This is a genomic window from Pseudomonas sp. F(2018) (genome assembly GCF_005508865.1).
Lineage (GTDB): Bacteria > Pseudomonadota > Gammaproteobacteria > Pseudomonadales > Pseudomonadaceae > Aquipseudomonas.
The window spans coordinates 40051-54982 of record NZ_SCOM01000006.1; the positions used below are offsets into that span (position 1 = coordinate 40051).

Annotated in this window: 13 protein-coding genes and 1 other RNA gene; 2 read left to right on the forward strand and 12 right to left on the reverse strand. The window is 67.3% G+C overall.

Annotated elements, in window-relative coordinates; all coding sequences use genetic code 11:
* Positions 1-26: 26 nt before the first annotated feature.
* The 12 genes from murG to rsmI all read right to left on the reverse strand — a co-directional run bounded on the left by murG (position 27) and on the right by rsmI (position 12599).
* The gene (murG, locus tag FFS62_RS21470) at positions 27-1097 is read right to left on the reverse strand and encodes an undecaprenyldiphospho-muramoylpentapeptide beta-N-acetylglucosaminyltransferase (protein ID WP_137974903.1); all 1071 of its coding nucleotides are present in this window, start codon (positions 1095-1097) and stop codon (positions 27-29) included.
* Positions 1087-2304 carry a putative lipid II flippase FtsW gene (ftsW, locus tag FFS62_RS21475; protein ID WP_137975008.1) on the reverse strand — a complete coding sequence of 406 codons (1218 nt, stop codon included), beginning with the start codon at positions 2302-2304 and terminating at the stop codon, positions 1087-1089. Before ftsW ends, murG begins: the two co-directional genes overlap by 11 nt.
* A gap of 2 nt (positions 2305-2306) precedes the next feature.
* A complete protein-coding gene (gene murD, locus FFS62_RS21480) occupies positions 2307-3653 on the reverse strand; it encodes a UDP-N-acetylmuramoyl-L-alanine--D-glutamate ligase (protein ID WP_137974904.1) in 1347 nt (448 codons plus the stop codon).
* A gap of 6 nt (positions 3654-3659) precedes the next feature.
* Positions 3660-4742 (reverse strand): phospho-N-acetylmuramoyl-pentapeptide-transferase, encoded by a 1083-nt coding sequence (gene mraY, locus FFS62_RS21485; RefSeq protein WP_137974905.1) that lies wholly within the window; start codon positions 4740-4742, stop codon positions 3660-3662.
* Between the two features lie 2 nt (positions 4743-4744).
* Entirely contained in the window at positions 4745-6118 is a 1374-nt protein-coding gene (gene murF / locus FFS62_RS21490; RefSeq protein WP_137974906.1) for a UDP-N-acetylmuramoyl-tripeptide--D-alanyl-D-alanine ligase, read from the reverse strand.
* The gene (locus FFS62_RS21495; protein ID WP_137974907.1) at positions 6111-7574 is read right to left on the reverse strand and encodes a UDP-N-acetylmuramoyl-L-alanyl-D-glutamate--2,6-diaminopimelate ligase; all 1464 of its coding nucleotides are present in this window, start codon (positions 7572-7574) and stop codon (positions 6111-6113) included. Before FFS62_RS21495 ends, murF begins: the two co-directional genes overlap by 8 nt.
* Positions 7574-9328 (reverse strand): penicillin-binding protein 2, encoded by a 1755-nt coding sequence (locus tag FFS62_RS21500; protein WP_137974908.1) that lies wholly within the window; start codon positions 9326-9328, stop codon positions 7574-7576. Before FFS62_RS21500 ends, FFS62_RS21495 begins: the two co-directional genes overlap by 1 nt.
* A complete protein-coding gene (gene ftsL, locus FFS62_RS21505; RefSeq protein WP_137974909.1) occupies positions 9325-9618 on the reverse strand; it encodes a cell division protein FtsL in 294 nt (97 codons plus the stop codon). Before ftsL ends, FFS62_RS21500 begins: the two co-directional genes overlap by 4 nt.
* On the reverse strand, positions 9615-10556 hold the full coding sequence (rsmH, locus tag FFS62_RS21510; protein ID WP_137974910.1) for a 16S rRNA (cytosine(1402)-N(4))-methyltransferase RsmH: 942 nt from the start codon (positions 10554-10556) through the stop codon (positions 9615-9617). Before rsmH ends, ftsL begins: the two co-directional genes overlap by 4 nt.
* A 2-nt stretch (positions 10557-10558) precedes the next feature.
* Positions 10559-11014: a division/cell wall cluster transcriptional repressor MraZ gene (gene mraZ / locus FFS62_RS21515; protein WP_137974911.1), complete on the reverse strand. Its 456-nt coding sequence runs from the start codon at positions 11012-11014 to the stop codon at positions 10559-10561.
* Between the two features lie 295 nt (positions 11015-11309).
* Positions 11310-11659, reverse strand: an RNA gene (rnpB, locus tag FFS62_RS21520) — RNase P RNA component class A.
* Between the two features lie 40 nt (positions 11660-11699).
* Entirely contained in the window at positions 11700-12599 is a 900-nt protein-coding gene (gene rsmI, locus FFS62_RS21525; protein WP_137974912.1) for a 16S rRNA (cytidine(1402)-2'-O)-methyltransferase, read from the reverse strand.
* 91 nt (positions 12600-12690) lie between these two features.
* On the opposite strand from rsmI, the gene FFS62_RS21530 reads away from it, so the two are divergent.
* Complete coding sequence (locus FFS62_RS21530; protein ID WP_137974913.1) at positions 12691-14502, forward strand: penicillin-binding protein activator; 1812 nt, start codon at positions 12691-12693, stop codon at positions 14500-14502.
* Positions 14498-14854: a YraN family protein gene (locus FFS62_RS21535; protein ID WP_137974914.1), complete on the forward strand. Its 357-nt coding sequence runs from the start codon at positions 14498-14500 to the stop codon at positions 14852-14854. The genes FFS62_RS21530 and FFS62_RS21535 overlap by 5 nt, the downstream gene beginning before the upstream one ends.
* Positions 14855-14932 lie beyond the last annotated feature (78 nt).

The window sequence follows — 14932 nt, forward strand, 5'->3', positions numbered from 1 at the left end:
TTTCCGAACGGGCAGCAGCGGGAGACTTAGCCACGGGCCACCTCCAGGCAGATTTCGACCACCGTGCGGGTGGCGTCCGGTTTGGCCAGGCTGCGCGCGGTGCGGCCCATGGCCTTGAGTTTTTCGGGATGCATCAGAACCTCGGTCAACTGCGCGGCGAGCTTGTCCGCGTCAGTGGCATGTTGCGGCAGAAGGAAGGCGGCGCCCTCCTTGGCCAGATATTCGGCATTGCGGGTCTGGTGGTCGTCGATCGCGTGCGGCAGCGGCACGAGGAAAGACGGCAGGCCGGCGGCGGCCAGTTCGCTGACGGTCAGCGCGCCGGCGCGGCAGATCACCAGGTCGGCCCAGGCATAGGCACCGGCCATGTCCTTGATGAAGGGCGCGACCTCGGCTTCGACCGCGGCTTCGCGATAACGCTCCGCGGTGACTTGATCATGTTGCTTGCCGGCCTGGTGGAACACCTGCGGGCGCAGCTCGCCGGCCACTTTGGCCAGGGCCGCGGGCAGCAGCTTGTTCAGTGGTTCGGCGCCCAGGCTGCCGCCCAGCACCAGCAGGCGCGGCCGGCGCTTGCCCAGGGCATCGCGCGGGGTCTCGAGGAACAGCTCCTCACGCACCGGGTTGCCGGTGGTGCGCAGCTTGTCGCTCTTGCCGAAGGTGTTCGGGAAGGCCTCGCACACGCGACTGGCGAACGGCGCCAGGCTGCGGTTGGCGGTGCCGGCCACGGCGTTCTGTTCGTGGATCACCAGCGGCGCGCCGTTCATCCGCGCGGCCAGGCCGCCCGGACCGGTGACATAGCCACCCATGCCCAGCACGCAGACCGGCTGCAGCTCGCGCATCACCTTGCGCGCCTGCAGCAGCGCGCGGATCAGCTGGAACGGCGCCTTGAGCAGGGACAGCTTGCCCTTGCCGCGCAGGCCGGAGACCTGGATCAGGTGCAGCGGCAGCTCGGCCGCCGGCACCAGCTCGTTCTCGATGCCGCGCGGAGTGCCCAGCCAGTGCACGGCATAACCGCGCGCCTTGAACTCGCGGGCACAGGCCAGGGCCGGGAACACGTGGCCGCCGGTGCCGCCGGCCATGATCAGGACATTACCGCGCATGGCCGACCTCCTCGCTGTCGAAGAAGTCCGACTCGGTGAATTCCACTTCCTCGCTGCCCAGCTGGGTGCGACGTTCCCACTCGATGCGCAGGAGCATGGCCAGGCAGACGCAGCAGATGATCAGCGAGCTGCCGCCGTAGCTGAGGAACGGCAGGGTCAGGCCCTTGGTCGGCAGCAGGCCGACGTTCACGCCGATGTTGATCAGCACCTGGCCGATCCACTGCATGGCGATACCGTAGGCGACGTAGGCGGAGAACAGCTGCTTGGCCTTCTCCGCCCACAGGCCGATGTACAGGGCGCGCACGGCGACGAAGACGAACAGGCCGACGGTGGCCAAGGCGCCGACCATGCCCAGCTCCTCGGCCAGCACGGCGAAGACGAAGTCGGTGTGCGCTTCCGGCAGATAGAACTGCTTCTGGATGCTGTTGCCCAGACCGACGCCGAGCCATTCGCCGCGACCGAAGGCGATCAGCGCCTGGCTCAGTTGGTAGCCGGCGCCGTACTGGTCGGCCCAAGGGTCGACGAAGTTGGTCAGGCGCTCCAGGCGATAGGCCTGGCTGGTCATCACCAGCACGCCGAGGCCGAGCACCACGCCGGCCAGCGGAATGAAGCGCACCAGGTTGATGCCGCCGAGGAACAGCATGGCGATGCAGGAACCGAACAACACCACGGTGGCACCGAAGTCCGGCTCGGCCAGCAGCAGCACGGCCATCGGGCCGAGCACCAGCATCGGCTTGAGGAAGCCGGAGAGCTTCTCGCGCACTTCTTCCTGACGACGCACCAGGTAGCCGGCGATGAACACCACGGTGAACAGCTTGGCCAGCTCGGACGGCTGCAGGTTGAACAGGCCGAAGCCGATCCAGCGCTTGGCGCCGTTCACTTCGCGGCCGATGCCCGGCAGCAGCACCAGCACCAGCAGGACGAAGGCCACGATCAGCAGGCTGCCGCCGAAGCGCTGCCACATCGACATGGGGATCAGCAAGGTGAGCAGCGCGGCGGAGATGCCCAGGCCGAGGTAAATCAGGTGGCGGATCATGTGGTACAGCGGGTTGCCGGACATGGCCGCGGCCACTTCCGAGCTGGCCGAGGTGATCATCACCAGGCCCAGGCCGAGCAGCGCCAGGCAACCGGCCAGCAGCGGGAAGTCGAGGTCGATGCCGCGACGGGTACGCAGCGGCGACGGGGCGGCGAGCAGGCGGGCCAGCAGGGTCATTGCAGGCCCTCCGCCGCCTGGGCGAACAGGCGCCCACGCTCTTCGAAGTTCTTGAACATGTCCAGGCTGGCGCAGGCCGGCGACAGCAGCACGGCGTCGCCCGACTGGGCCAGCTCGGCAGCGCGCTGCACGGCCTCGTCCAGGGTCTTCACCCGCACCAGCGGCGCGGCATCGCCCAGGGCAGTGGCGAGCAGTTCGGCATCGCGGCCGAGCAGCACCACGGCGCGGCAGAACTTGGCGACCGGCGCCTTCAAGGCAGAGAAATCGGCGCCCTTGCCATCGCCACCGGCGATCAGCACCAGTTTGCCGGCGATATCGGCACCCAAGCCTTCGATGGCGGCCAGGGCGGCGCCGACGTTGGTGGCCTTGGAGTCATCGTAGTAACCCACGCCGCGCAGCTCACGCACCCACTGGCAACGGTGCGGCAGGCCGGCGAAGTTGCGCAGGGTCTGCAGCATGGCCTCGAACGGCAGGCCGACGGCGTGGCCGAGAGCCAGGGCCGCGAGGGCGTTGGATTGGTTGTGGGCGCCGCGGATCTTCAGTTCGGCGGTCGGCATCAGCGTCTCGAACTGGAAGGCCAGCAGCTTCTCGCCGTTCTCTTCGATCAGGCCGAAGCGCTTGAAGTCGGGCTTGCCCAGGCCGAAGTTCCAGCACGGCACCTGGTCGGCGATCAGCGGACGGGACAGGGCGTCGTCGCGATTCACCACCACCTGGCGCGCTCCACGGAAGATGCGGTGCTTGGCCAAGTGGTAGTGCTGCATGCCGTCGTAGCGATCCATGTGGTCTTCGCTAACGTTCAGGCAGGTGGCCACTTCGGCATTGAGGCGCTCGGTGGTCTCCAGCTGGAAGCTGGACAGCTCCAGTACGTACAGCTCGACGTCATCGTTGAGCAGGTCCAGCGCCGGCGTACCGATATTGCCGCCGACGGCGACCCTGCGCCCGGCCGCCGCCGCCATCTCACCGACCAGGGTGGTGACGGTGCTCTTGGCGTTGGAGCCGGTGATGGCGACGATCGACGCCTTGGCATGGCGGGTGAACAGGTCGATATCGCCGGACATCTTCACGCCACGGGCCGCCGCCTCGCGCAGCGCCGGGGTGGCCAGGGCCAGGCCGGGGCTCACGTACAGCTCCGAGGCGCGGCACAGGAAGTCCACGTCCAGCTCGCCGCAGCGCACTTCCACCTGCGGGTAGTCGCGTTGCAGGGTCGCCAGCTCCGGCGGGTTCGCGCGTGTGTCGGCCACGGCGAAGCGCACGCCCTGCTGCGCGAGGAAGCGCACCAGGGACATGCCGCTCTTGCCGAGGCCGACAACGATGCGGAACTGGTCGGAAGCGATCAGCGACACTCTCTATTACCTCAGTTTCAACGTGGCCAGGCCGATCAGCACCAGGATCACGGTGATGATCCAGAAACGCACGATCACGCGCGGCTCCGGCCAGCCTTTGAGTTCGAAGTGGTGATGGATCGGCGCCATGCGGAACACGCGCTTGCCGGTCAGCTTGAAGCTGGCGACCTGGATCATCACCGACAGGGTTTCCATGACGAACACGCCACCCATGATGAACAGCACGATTTCCTGGCGGACGATCACGGCGATGGTGCCCAGTGCGGCGCCCAGCGCGAGGGCTCCCACGTCGCCCATAAAGACCTGGGCCGGATAGGTGTTGAACCACAGGAAGCCGAGGCCGGCACCGACCAGCGCGGCGCAGAACACGATCAGCTCACCGGCGCCCGGCACGTAGGGGATCAGCAGGTATTCGGCGAATTTGATGTTGCCCGACAGGTAGCAGAAGATCGCCAGCGCGCCGGCCACCATCACGGTGGGCAGGATGGCCAGGCCGTCGAGGCCGTCGGTCAGGTTGACCGCGTTGCTGGTGCCGACGATGACGAAGTAGGTCAGCACCACGAAGCCCACGCCCAGGGGGATCGCCACGTCCTTGAGCACCGGCACGATCAGGGTGGTTTCCACCGGGCTCTGCGCGGTCATATAGAGGAAGACGGCGGCGGCCAGGCCGAACACCGACTGCCAGAAATATTTCCAGCGGCTCGGCAGGCCGCGCGAGTTCTTCTCGATCACCTTGCGGTAGTCGTCGACCCAGCCGATGGCGCCGAACAGCAGGGTCACGGCCAGCACGGTCCACACGTAGCGGTTGGTCAGGTCGGCCCAGAGCAGGGTGCTGACGGCAATGGCGGTGAGGATCAGCGCGCCGCCCATGGTCGGCGTGCCCTTCTTCGACAGGTGCGACTGCGGACCGTCGTTGCGCACGGCCTGGCCGATCTGGCGGATCTGCAGGGTGCGGATCATCCACGGGCCCAGCCACAGCGACATGGCCAGCGCGGTGAGCACGCCGAGAATCCCGCGCAGGGTCAGGTACTGGACCACCCCGAAGCCGGTGTAGAACTGTTGCAGGTACTCGGCCAGCAGCAGCAGCATGATTAGTGAGCCTCCCCCGATGCCCGTTGCAGCAACGCGTCGACGATTCGTTCCATCGCCGCGCTGCGCGAGCCTTTAATTAGAATGGTGGTGTCACCCGACTCGACGCGAAGCGCTTCGATCAGGCTGGCTTGATCGGCGAAATGGCGGCCATTGGCACCGAAGGCTGCGACGGCATGCGCCATCAGCGGACCCACGGCATAGAGCGCATCGACCTTGCCGGCGGCATGGGCGCCGACGTCGCGATGGCCCCGCTCGGCCCATTCGCCCAACTCGCCCATATCTCCCAGCACCAGGACGGTGCGGCCGGAGAAGGCGGCGAGTATATCCACTGCCGCACACATGGACAGCGGGTTGGCGTTGTAGCTGTCGTCGATCACCCGCACGCCATTCGGCGCCAGGTCAGCCACGGCGCGGCCCTTGACCGGTTGCAGCGCTTCCAGGCCCTGCTTGATCCCGACCAGCGGCACGCCGAGGGCATGCGCGGCGGCAGCGGCAGCCAGGGCGTTGGCCACGCTGTGTTCACCCAGCAGATTGAGCTGGATACGCGCCGCACCGGCAATACCGGCCAGGGCGAAGCCGGCGCAGCCGCGGGCGTCGCGCCACAGTTCGGTGGCGTGCACATCGGCCGCCTGGTCGCGCAGGGCGAAGCTCAGCACCTGGCGACCCTTGGCGCGGGTCTGCCAGGTGGCGAAGGCTTTGTCGTCACGGTTGAGCACGGCCACACCGTCGGCAGCCAGGCCTTCGAGAATCTCGCCCTTGGCTTCGACTATCTTCTCCGGCCCGCCGAACTCGCCGACATGGGCCAGCCCGGCGTTGGTGATAATGGCTACTTGCGGCTTGGTCAGGCCGACGGTGTAGGCGATCTCGCCGACATGGTTGGCGCCCAGCTCGATCACCGCGCCGACGTGCTCGGGAGCCAACTCCAGCAGGGTCAGCGGCGCGCCGAGGTCGTTGTTCAGGTTGCCACGGGTGGCCAGCACCGGGCCGTTCAGGCCGGCGCGCAGAATGCTGGCGAGCATCTCCTTGACCGTGGTCTTGCCGCTCGAGCCGGTGACGGCGGCCAGCGGCTTGGCGAAGGCGGCGCGATTCAGCGCGCCGAGCTGGCCCAAAGCGATGCGGGTGTCATTGACCACCAGCTGCGGCAGCGGCGCATCGGCCACTTCGCGCTGCACCAGGGCGGCGACGGCGCCCTTGGCAGCGACCTCGGCCAGGTAGTTGTGGCCGTCGAAATTCGGCCCGACCAGGGCGATGAACAGCTGGCCGGCCTCGATCTTGCGGCTGTCGGTGGAGACGGCGGAGAACGCCAGGTCGGCGCCCGCCACGTAGCCATCCAGCGCCGGGGCCACTTCGCTCAGCAGCAGCGGCTTAAGCATGGGCAGCCTCCCAGGCCTGCAGGGCCTTGGTGGTTTCATCCAGGTCGGAGAAGGCATGGCGCATGCCGGCGATCTCCTGATAATCCTCGTGGCCCTTGCCGGCCAGCACCACCACATCGCCGACCTGCGCGGCGGCGATCAGACGAGCGATGGCATCGCCACGACCATGGACGAACTCGACGGCCTCGGGTTTTGCGAAGCCGGCGCGAATGTCGGCGAGGATCTGCGCCGGGTCTTCGCTGCGCGGGTTGTCGTCGGTCACCAGCACCGCATCAGCCAGGCGCTCGGCCACGGCGGCCATCAGCGGGCGCTTGCCGCGATCGCGGTCGCCGCCACAGCCGAACAGGCACAGCAGGCGGCCACTCACGTGGGGACGCAGGGCCTCCAGCACTTTTTCCAGGGCATCCGGGGTGTGGGCGTAGTCGACCACCACCAGCGGCAGCTGCTGACCACCGAAGCGCTGCATACGCCCGACCGGGCCCTGCAGCTGCGGCAGCACATGGAGGATTTCGTCCAGGCCATAGTTCAGGCCGAGCAACGCGCCGACTACGGCCAGCAGATTGCTCAGGTTGAAGCGACCGAGCAGCGGGCTGCGCAGATGGCCTTCGCCCTGTGGGGTAATCAGGCTCGCCTGCACGCCGTGATCGTCGAAGCGGGCTTCGCGGCAGAACAGGTAGGCGGAGGCATCGCTCAGGCTGTAGCCGATCAGACGCGATTCATGCTCCTCGCTCGCCAGCTGGCGGCCGAACTCGTCGTCCAGGTTGATCACCCGGCACTTCAGTTCCGGCCAGGCGAACAACTTGGCCTTGGCTGCGCCGTAGGCCTCCATCGAGCCGTGGTAATCCAGATGATCGCGGGACAGGTTGGTGTACACCGCCACGTCGAAGTCCAGGGCGGCCACGCGGCCCTGATCCAGGCCGTGGGACGACACCTCCATGGCCACGGCGCGAGCGCCGGCCTGCTTGAGGTCGGCCAGGGTGGCCTGCACGGCAATCGGGTCCGGCGTGGTGTGGCGACCGCTCTGCAGCGCATCGAAGAAGCCGGTGCCGAGGGTGCCGACGATGCCGCAGCGCTCGCCCAGCAGATCGAGGGCCTGAGCCAGCAGCTGGCTGACGCTGGTCTTGCCGTTGGTACCGGTGACACCGACCAGGCGCACGCCACGGCTCGGCTCGCCATAGAAGCGTCCGGCGATGGCCGACAGCTGGCCGGCCAGGCCCTTGATCGGCACCAGCTCGGCGCTGCTCGCGCTCATGGGGGAAGCGCCTTCGGCCTCATAGGCCACAGCGGTGGCGCCGCGGGCGATGGCATCAGCGATATGGGCGCGACCGTCCTGGGCCAGGCCGGGCACGGCGAGGAACAGGTCGCCTGGGCGCACCTTGCGGCTATCCAGGGTCAGTTCACGGATCAGGGTGGCGCCGCTTGCCTGCGGCAGCAGTTGATTGAGGGGCATGGGCATCAGATTCGCCCTCCCGGGTTGGCGGCCGCGTCGGCAGTCTGCGGCTGCGGCGCCGCAGCCGGATCGACTGGCGGCGGCAGGTTGTCTGGAGTGATGTTCATCAGGCGCAGGGAGCCGGCCATCACCTTGCTGAACACCGGCGCTGAGACCAGGCCGCCGAAGTAGCCGGCTTTGCTCGGCTCATCGATCACCACCATCATGGCGATGCGCGGATTGGAGCTGGGCGCGAAGCCGGCGAACATCGAGCGGTAGGCGTTGGCGGTATAACCCTTGGTGCCGACGCTGGCCTTACGCGCGGTGCCGCTCTTGCCGGACACGTGGTAGCCCGGCACCTGGGCGCGGAACACGCCGCGCGGCGCCTCGATCACCTGCTGCAGCATGCCTTGCAGGGTCTTGGCCACATCTTCCGGCACCACCTGGGCACCGATCGGCTTGTGGTCCACACGGGTCATCGACAACGGCAGCACCTGACCGTTGTTGGCCAGGGTGGCATAGGCATGGGCCATCTGGATGGCGGTCACCGACACTCCGTAGCCGTAGGACAGCGTCGCGGTCTCGGCCTTGCGCCACTCACGATGGCTGGGCAGCTCGCCGACACGCTCGCCGGGGAAGCCCAGGCCGGTGTCCTGGCCGAAGCCCACCTTGCTCATCATGTCGTGAATGGTCTCGCCGCCGATATCGAAGGCGACCTTGCTCATGCCGACGTTGGACGAGTTGATCAGGATGCCGGTCAGGTCGAGCACCGGGCCCTGGGTCTTGGACACGTCCTTGATGGTGTAGCGACCGATCTGCAGCGAGCCGGGGTAGACCTCGACCTTGTTTTCCGGCTTCCAGCGCCCGGTCTGTAGGGCGGCGGCCATGGAAATCGGCTTGACGGTCGAACCCGGCTCGAACACGTCGATCATGGCGCGGTTGCGCATGGCGGCCGGCTGCAGGTTGCGACGGTTGTTCGGGTTGTAGGACGGCTGATTGACCATGGCCAGCACTTCGCCGGTCTTCACGTCGATCATCACCAGGCTGCCGGCCTTGGCGCCCTGCTCGACCAGCGCATTGCGCAGCTCGCGGTGGGCCAGGTACTGCAGACGCAGGTCGATGGACAGCGCCAGGGCCTTGCCGGCCTTGGCGTTCTGCGCCACCTGCACGTCCTTGATCAGGCGACCACGACGGTCCTTGAGCACCTGGCGCTTGCCCGGCACGCCGGCCAGCCAGTCCTCGAAGGCCAGCTCCACACCCTCGCGACCACGGTCATCGACGTCGGTGAAGCCGACCACATGGGCGGTCACTTCGCCGGCCGGGTAGAAGCGGCGGAACTCTTCCAGGCCGTACACGCCCGGCACCTTGAGATCGAGGATGCGCTGGCCCTGCTCGGGGGTCAGGCCGCGCACCAAGTACATGAACTCGCGTTCCTTGGCCTGCTCCAGACGCTGGGCGAAGGCCTTCGGCTCCTGACCCAGGGCGGCGGCCAGGTCGCTCCAGCGCTGTGGCGCCTTGGCCAGCTCCTTGCCGTTGGCCCACAGGGTGGTCACCGGAGTACTCACGGCCAGCGGCTCTCCATTGCGGTCGGTGATCAGGCCGCGGTGCGCCGGAATCGGGATATGCCGCACGCTGCGAGCGTCGCCGTGGGCCTGCAGGAAGTCGTGATCGATCACGTGCAGGTCGACGATGCGCCAGACGATGGCGCCGACCATCAGCGCCAGCAGGGCCAGCACCAGGCGGAAGCGCCAGGGATAGAGAGCGCCTTCGAGGCCGATCATGGCGCCACCATCTGCACTTCGGCGGGCTCGGGAATGCGCATCTTCAGCTGGCCGGCGGCCAGGGTCTCGATGCGGCTGTGCGCGGTCCAGGTACTCTGCTCCAGGATCAGGCGGCCCCACTCGGCCTGCACCTTGTCGCGCACGCTGAGCTCGGTATAGAGGGCATTGAGCAGCTGGCGATTCCAGTGCGCGCTGTAGGACACGGCGATAGCCGACAGCAGCACGGCGCCGAACAGCAGGGCCAGCAGCAGGCTGCCGGGCGGCAGGGGTTTGGCGTACAGGCGGCTCAACGCAGCTTCTCCGCCACGCGCATCACCGCGCTGCGCGAGCGCGGGTTGGCCTTGAGCTCGGCTTCGCCGGCGTAGATCGGCTTGCCCAGCAGTTTGAGGCGCGGCTCGAAGGCCTTGGGAATGATCGGCAGGTCGCGCGGCAGGTTGTCCGCTTCGCCCTTAGCCTGGCGCTTCATGAACTGTTTGACGATGCGGTCTTCCAGCGAGTGGAAGCTGATCACCACCAGACGCCCACCCACGGCCAGGGTCTCCAGCGCGGCATCGAGACCACGCTCGAGATCGCCCAGCTCGTTGTTGACGTGAATGCGCAGGCCCTGGAAAGCGCGGGTCGCCGGATTCTTGCCCTTTTCCCAGGCCGGATTGGCCTCGGTCAGCACGGCAGCCAGGTCGGCGGTGCGCTCGAACGGCTTCTGTTCGCGGCGCTCGACCACGGCGCGGGCCATGCGCTTGGCGAAACGCTCCTCGCCGTATTCCTTGAACACCCGGGCGATCTCGTCGGCGCTGGCGCTGGCAATGAACTGGGCGGCGCTGACGCCGGCATCCGGGTTCATGCGCATGTCCAGCGGACCGTCGTTGAGGAAGCTGAAGCCGCGCTCGGCATCGTCCAGCTGCGGCGAGGACACGCCGAGGTCGAGCAGCAGGCCGTCGACCTTGCCGACCAGGCCGTGCGCGGCCGCCTCTTCGCCGAGGTCGGCGAAGCTGCGCTGTACAACGACGAAGCGGCCGTCTTCGGCCGCCAGTGCATTTCCGCTTGCGATTGCCAGTGGGTCCTTGTCGAACCCGAGCAACCGGCCCTCTGGCCCGAGCCTTTCGAGGATCAGCCGGCTGTGCCCGCCCCTCCCGAAAGTGCCGTCCAGGTAGCAGCCATCCGCGCGCACGGCGAGAGCCTCGACGGCCTCGTCGAGCAGCACGGTGATGTGGCGGAAGCTGCTGGTCATGGTCACAGGATCAGGTCGCGCAGGTCGTCCGGCAGAGCGCCGGGTTGTTTGATGGCGGCCAGGTCGGCGTCGGCAAGCGCGTTCCAGGCATCCTCGTTCCACAGTTGGAATTTGTTCAGTTGGCCAACCAGCATCGCGTGCTTGTCCAGACCCGCGTGCGCGCGCAGACGCGGCGGCACGAGGAAGCGGCCACTGCCGTCCAGCTCGATATCCACGGCGTTGCCGATCAGCAGGCGCTGCAGGCGGCGGGTTTCTTCACGCAGGGAAGGCAGGTCGCGGAGCTTGGCTTCGATCAGCTCCCACTCCGGCAGGGGATAAACGCACAGGCAGGGGTCTACAGCATCGATGGTGACGATGAGCTGGCCAGCACAACGCGAAACGAGCTCGTCGCGATACCGGCTCGGCATCGCGAGTCGCCCTTTGGCGTCGAGACTGATGGCGTTAGCTCCACGAAACAAGGCTGCGCTTCCCCACTGTTATTAGCTTTCCATGCCCTTATGACCCACTTTTTTCCACTTTGTGCCACTTCGGCACACTATAGGAATGCGCGCCCCCTAGCGTCAAGGCGCGAAAACTAGGAAAAATCCTTATGGGACGGTGATTTAGCGAACTAAGCGGGGCTTTTTCAGCAGCAAAACAGAGGTTTTTTGGGGGCGAATTTCTTCAAGTTCATGAAGCTAATCTTCGAACTTAAAGTAATTTCTTAAGAGTAAGAATTTTTCGGTATTGGAAGACGAAGCGGATAGAAGAAAGGAGGAGAGTCGATCTGTAAGCCGGGTTCTGTCGAGGACAGTCATTCCTCTACGACGTACATCACTGCACGCCTCTAGCAACCTACCCGGTTCCAGCGCGGGCCACGCCGATGGAACCCTATTTGGTCTTGCTCCGAGTGGGGTTTGCCTAGCCACGGACTGTTACCAGCCGTGCGGTGCGCTCTTACCGCACCTTTTCACCCTTACCGGCGCCGAAACGCTTAGGCGGTTATTTTCTGTGGCACTTTCCGTAGGCTCGCGCCTCCCAGGCGTTACCTGGCACTCCGCCCTATGGAGCCCGGACTTTCCTCCCCCTCCCATAAGGAAGGCGGCGACTGTCCGATCGACTCTCCGCCGCCAAGGGTAGCGATCCAGGCGACTCAGGACAAGCTCAAGCGTCTTTCTGCCGATCGAGGGCGACCTGGTACAGCAGGTTCTTGCGCACCCCGGTGATCTCCGCCGCCAGCGCCGCCGCGCGCTTGAGCGGCAGTTCGGCCAGCAACAGATCGAGCACACGTAGGGCCTCGCCACTCACCGCCTCGTCACCCTCCGGCGCCTGCCAGCCAGCGACCAGGATCACGCACTCGCCGCGCTGCTGGTTGCTGTCGGCCGCCACCCAGTCGTGCAGCTCGCCCAGCGGCAGCCCCTTGAGGGTCTCGAAGGTCTTGGTCAGCTCGCGCCCCAGCACGGCCAGTCGGTCCGCACCGAAGATGTCACGCATATCGGCGAGGGATTCAAGCAGGCGATGCGGCGCCTCGTAATAGATGAGGGTGCGCGCATCTTCCCTGACCTGCTCAAGTCGCCCACGGCGCCCGACCGTCTTGGCCGGCAGGAAACCCTCGAAACTGAAACGATCGGACGGCAGCCCCGCCGCCGACAACGCGGCGATCAGCGCGCAGGCGCCCGGCACCGGCACCACGCGAATGCCGGCCGCACGCGCGGCGCGCACCAGATGAAAGCCGGGGTCGGAGATCAGTGGCGTGCCCGCGTCGGAGATCAGCGCCACGTCCTCACCGGCCTGCAGGCGGGCAAGGAAACGCCCGCCCTGGTCGCGCTCGTTGTGTTCGTGACAAGCCGCCAGCGGCGTGGCGATGCCGAAGTGCTGCAGCAGGCGTACCGAATGCCGGGTGTCCTCGGCGGCGATCAGCGCCACCTGACCGAGGATGCGCAGCGCCCGCGCGCTGATATCGTCCAGATTACCGATCGGCGTGGCGACCACATACAGCGTGCCGACGGCGGCGGGAACAGCGGAAGCACTCACGGGCGCACCTCGATTGCGGAAAGCGCGCATTGTAGCCCGTTTCCAGGCACCGACATCGCGCCTGCGGCGGGGCTTGGGTACAATCCCGCCTTCTTTCTGATCAATACCAGGAACGTATTAGATGATCGCCTGCCTGCGCCCGCTCTCCGCCCTCTGCCTTGCCGGCCTCCTGGCCGCCTGTGCCGGTTCGCCCTCGTCCAGCCTGGGCGAGCTGCCGCGCACCCCTCAGGCCAGCATCGACCAGTTGCTGCAGCAAGCCAGCACCAGCGAGCCGGAGCAAGCCGCCCTGCTGCGCCTTTCGGCCGCCGACCAGGCCTACCGCCAGCAAGACATCGGCCGCGCCACGCGCATCCTCGACGAAATCTCGCTGGACGGCCTGAAACCGGCTCAGCAGGTGTTCGCCGCCACCCTCGATGCCGAGCTGGCCATGGCCCGCAACAAGCCGAAGAGCGCCCTCAAGACCTTGCAGCACCCGAGCCTGGAGCGCCTGGGCGAGCTGCCGGTGGAGCAGCAGATCCGCACCCAGCTGGTCCAGGCCCGCTCCCTCGAGGCCGACGGCCAGACCCTGGCCGCCGCCCGCGAGCGCGTGTTCATTGCACCGCTGCTGTCCGGCGAAGCCGCCAACGCCAACCATGAGGCGATCTGGAGCCTGGTCTCCAGCCTGCCGCAGAGCCAGCTGATCAGCTCCGGCGACAGCGACCTGGACGGCTGGCTGAGCCTGGCCCTGGCCACCAAGAGTGCCGGCACCCCGGACCAGCAACTGGCCGCCATTGATGGCTGGAAGAATCAGCACCCGCAGCACCCGGCCGCCGAGCAACTGCCGCAGGCCCTGGGCAAGCTGAAGGAACTGGCCGGCCAGCCCCTGCAAAAGATCGCCCTGCTGCTGCCGCAAGATGGCCAACTGGCCTCGGTGGCCCGCGCCCTGCGCGACGGCTTCCTCGCCGCCCACTACCAGGCCCAGCAGGCCGGACAGAATCCGCCGGAAATCCTGCTGTACGACAGCTCGCGCCTGTCCTCGCTGGACGACTTCTACCGCCAGGCCCAGGCCGACGGCGCGCAACTGGTGGTCGGCCCGCTTGAGAAGCCGCTGGTCAAGCAACTCAGCGAACGCCCGCAGCTGCCGCTGACCACCCTGGCCCTGAACTACAGCGACGCCGGTCGCGAGGCACCTGCCCAGCTGTTCCAGTTCGGCCTGGCCGCCGAAGACGAGGCGCGCGAAGTGGCCCGCCGCGCCTGGGCCGATGGCATGCGCAGCGCCGTGGCCCTGGTGCCGCGGGGTGAGTGGGGCAACCGCGTACTGGCCGCCTTCCAGCAGAGCTGGCAGGCCGCCGGCGGCAATCTGATCGCCGCCGAGCATGTCGACCAGCCGGTGGAACTGGCCCAGCAGATCGCCGATCTGCTCCAGCTGCGCCAGAGCGAGGCGCGCGCCAAGCGCCTGCAGAGCACCCTGGGCACCCAGTTGGCCGCCCTGCCGGCACGCCGCCAGGACATCGACTTCATCTTCCTCGCCGCCACCCCGCAGCAGGCCCAGCAGATCAAGCCGACCCTGGCCTTCCAGTACGCCGGCGACCTGCCGGTATACGCCACCTCGCACCTCTACACCGGCGGGCAGAACCCGGCGCAGTACCAGGACCTGGAAGGCATCCGCTTCTGCGAGACGCCCTGGCTGCTGGACAGCAACGACGCCCTGCGTCAGCAGGTCGACCAGCAATGGCCGCAGGCCGCCGGCAGCCTGGGCCGCCTGTACGCCATGGGCGTCGATGCGTTCCGCCTGGCCCCGCGCCTGAGCCAGCTCAAGGCCCTGCCGGACAGCCAGGTCGAAGGCCTTTCCGGCAACCTGAGCCTGAACCAGGCCCAGCGCGTCGAGCGCCAGCTGCCCTGGGCCGAGTTCCGCAACGGCCAGGTCCAGCGCCTGCCGGATAGCCTCAATTAATTCGCGCCAGGACAGCGGTCGCGCCGCCGAGAGCCTGGCGCGCGACCACCTGCAGCAACAGGGCCTGCGCCTGCTGGCGCAGAACTGGAGCTGCCGCGGCGGCGAGCTCGATCTGGTCATGCTCGACGGCGATACAGTAGTATTCGTCGAGGTTCGCTACCGTAAGCACGCCGCCTGGGGTGGCGCGCTGGAAAGCGTCGACGCCCGCAAGCGCCAGCGCCTGATTCTCGCCGCCGAGCTGTTCCTGCAGCGCGAGAATCGCTGGGGCAAGCAGCCCTGCCGCTTCGACGTGGTGGCAATAGGGCCAGGCGATTCCGGACTGAACTGGCTACGCAACGCTTTCGAAACGTGAATAGGCCCGATCAAGAATTTCAAGTCGACCCGCGGCGCCGTCTTCGGGTACAACCCCGCTCATCACGCGCCACGGCGA

Bases quoted from the DNA above. Each gene is read 5' to 3' on its own strand.
- FFS62_RS21500 (WP_137974908.1), bottom strand. From the start codon at position 9,328: ATGATCGGCCTCGAAGGCGCTCTCTATCCCTGGCGCTTCCGCCTGGTG.
- FFS62_RS21530 (WP_137974913.1), top strand. From the start codon at position 12,691: ATGATCGCCTGCCTGCGCCCGCTCTCCGCCCTCTGCCTTGCCGGCCTC.
- mraY (WP_137974905.1), bottom strand. From the start codon at position 4,742: ATGCTGCTGCTGCTGGCCGAGTACCTGCAACAGTTCTACACCGGCTTC.
- murF (WP_137974906.1), bottom strand. From the start codon at position 6,118: ATGCTTAAGCCGCTGCTGCTGAGCGAAGTGGCCCCGGCGCTGGATGGC.
- rsmI (WP_137974912.1), bottom strand. From the start codon at position 12,599: ATGCGCGCTTTCCGCAATCGAGGTGCGCCCGTGAGTGCTTCCGCTGTT.
- FFS62_RS21495 (WP_137974907.1), bottom strand. From the start codon at position 7,574: ATGCCCATGCCCCTCAATCAACTGCTGCCGCAGGCAAGCGGCGCCACC.
- rsmH (WP_137974910.1), bottom strand. From the start codon at position 10,556: ATGACCAGCAGCTTCCGCCACATCACCGTGCTGCTCGACGAGGCCGTC.
- murG (WP_137974903.1), bottom strand. From the start codon at position 1,097: ATGCGCGGTAATGTCCTGATCATGGCCGGCGGCACCGGCGGCCACGTG.